The organism is Acinetobacter sp. YH12041 (assembly GCF_013419975.1).
Lineage (GTDB): Bacteria > Pseudomonadota > Gammaproteobacteria > Pseudomonadales > Moraxellaceae > Acinetobacter.
In genome coordinates, this window is sequence record NZ_VOZC01000049.1 from 1 (window position 1) to 1,658 (window position 1,658).

General features: G+C 44.9%; 2 protein-coding genes. One reads left to right on the forward strand and one right to left on the reverse strand.

Annotated features, from left to right (window positions below):
* The first annotated feature begins 191 nt into the window (after positions 1–191).
* Positions 192–1,007: an APH(3')-I family aminoglycoside O-phosphotransferase gene (locus tag FTU00_RS15410; RefSeq protein WP_000018323.1), complete on the forward strand. Its 816-nt coding sequence runs from the start codon at positions 192–194 to the stop codon at positions 1,005–1,007.
* Positions 1,008–1,143: 136 nt separating this feature from the next.
* Here the strand turns inward: FTU00_RS15410 and FTU00_RS15415 are convergent, their stop codons facing one another.
* Positions 1,144–1,545, reverse strand: coding sequence for a LysR substrate-binding domain-containing protein (locus FTU00_RS15415; protein WP_001183556.1), 402 nt, complete (start codon positions 1,543–1,545; stop codon positions 1,144–1,146).
* Positions 1,546–1,658: the final 113 nt, after the last annotated feature.

Consider the following 1,658-nt stretch of genomic DNA (forward strand, 5'->3'; position numbering starts at 1 on the left):
TACCAGCGTACGGCCCACAGAATGATGTCACGCTGAAAATGCCGGCCTTTGAATGGGTTCATGTGCAGCTCCATCAGCAAAAGGGGATGATAAGTTTATCACCACCGACTATTTGCAACAGTGCCGATAAAAATATATCATCATGAACAATAAAACTGTCTGCTTACATAAACAGTAATACAAGGGGTGTTATGAGCCATATTCAACGGGAAACGTCTTGCTCGAGGCCGCGATTAAATTCCAACCTGGATGCTGATTTATATGGGTATAGATGGGCTCGCGATAATGTCGGGCAATCAGGTGCGACAATCTATCGATTGTATGGGAAGCCCGATGCGCCAGAGTTGTTTCTGAAACATGGCAAAGGTAGCGTTGCCAATGATGTTACAGATGAGATGGTCAGACTAAACTGGCTGACGGCATTTATGCCTCTTCCGACCATCAAGCATTTTATCCGTACTCCTGATGATGCATGGTTACTCACCACTGCGATCCCCGGGAAAACAGCATTCCAGGTATTAGAAGAATATCCTGATTCAGGTGAAAATATTGTTGATGCGCTGGCAGCGTTCCTGCGCCGGTTGCATTCGATTCCTGTTTGTAATTGTCCTTTTAACAGCGATCGCGCATTTCGTCTCGCTCAGGCGCAATCACGAATGAATAACGGTTTGGTTGATGCGAGTGATTTTGATGACGAGCGTAATGGCTGGCCTGTTGAACAAGTCTGGAAAGAAATGCATAAGCTTTTGCCATTCTCACCGGATTCAGTCGTCACTCATGGTGATTTCTCACTTGATAACCTTATTTTTGACGAGGGGAAATTAATAGGTTGTATTGATGTTGGACGAGTCGGAATCGCAGACCGATACCAGGATCTTGCCATCCTATGGAACTGCCTCGGTGAGTTTTCTCCTTCATTACAGAAACGGCTTTTTCAAAAATATGGTATTGATAATCCTGATATGAATAAATTGCAGTTTCATTTGATGCTCGATGAGTTTTTCTAATCAGAATTGGTTAATTGGTTGTAACACTGGCAGAGCATTACGCTGACTTGACGGGACGGCGCTTCCCTACCCTCATGGCCGCCTCCCAGGAATCGACCCAGGTGCTTATCGTGGACATAATCCTTTACTCATAAATTTATCTTATTCCATTATTGTACCTGTCACGCAAAACTTGCAGAAAAGCCATAAACGCAGGAGAATCCTGTCGGCGGTGAGGATAATAAATATGGTAGCCGTCAAAATATGGACACCACTCGGTCAGAACAGCAATCAGCTTGCCGCTTTTGATATATCCATCTGCAACATACTCGGGAATATAGGCAATCCCCAGCCCGTCTAATGCTGCATCGAGCTGATGAATCGTGCTGTTCGCAATATATTGCCCTTTGACTTTCAGACTGAATTTCTGAGCATCTTTCTCGAATTCCCAGGCGTACAATCCACTCGTATCAGAATAGCGGACGTTAATGCAGTTGTGGTTCAAAAGATCCTGCGGCTTCCTGGGCTTAGCATAACGCTTAAAATGGCACTGTTGCAAAGTTAGCGATGAGGCAGCCTTTTGTCTTATTCAAAGGCCTTACATTTCAAAAACTCTGCTTACCAGGCGCATTTCGCCCAGGGGATCACCATAATAAAATGCTGAGGCCTGGC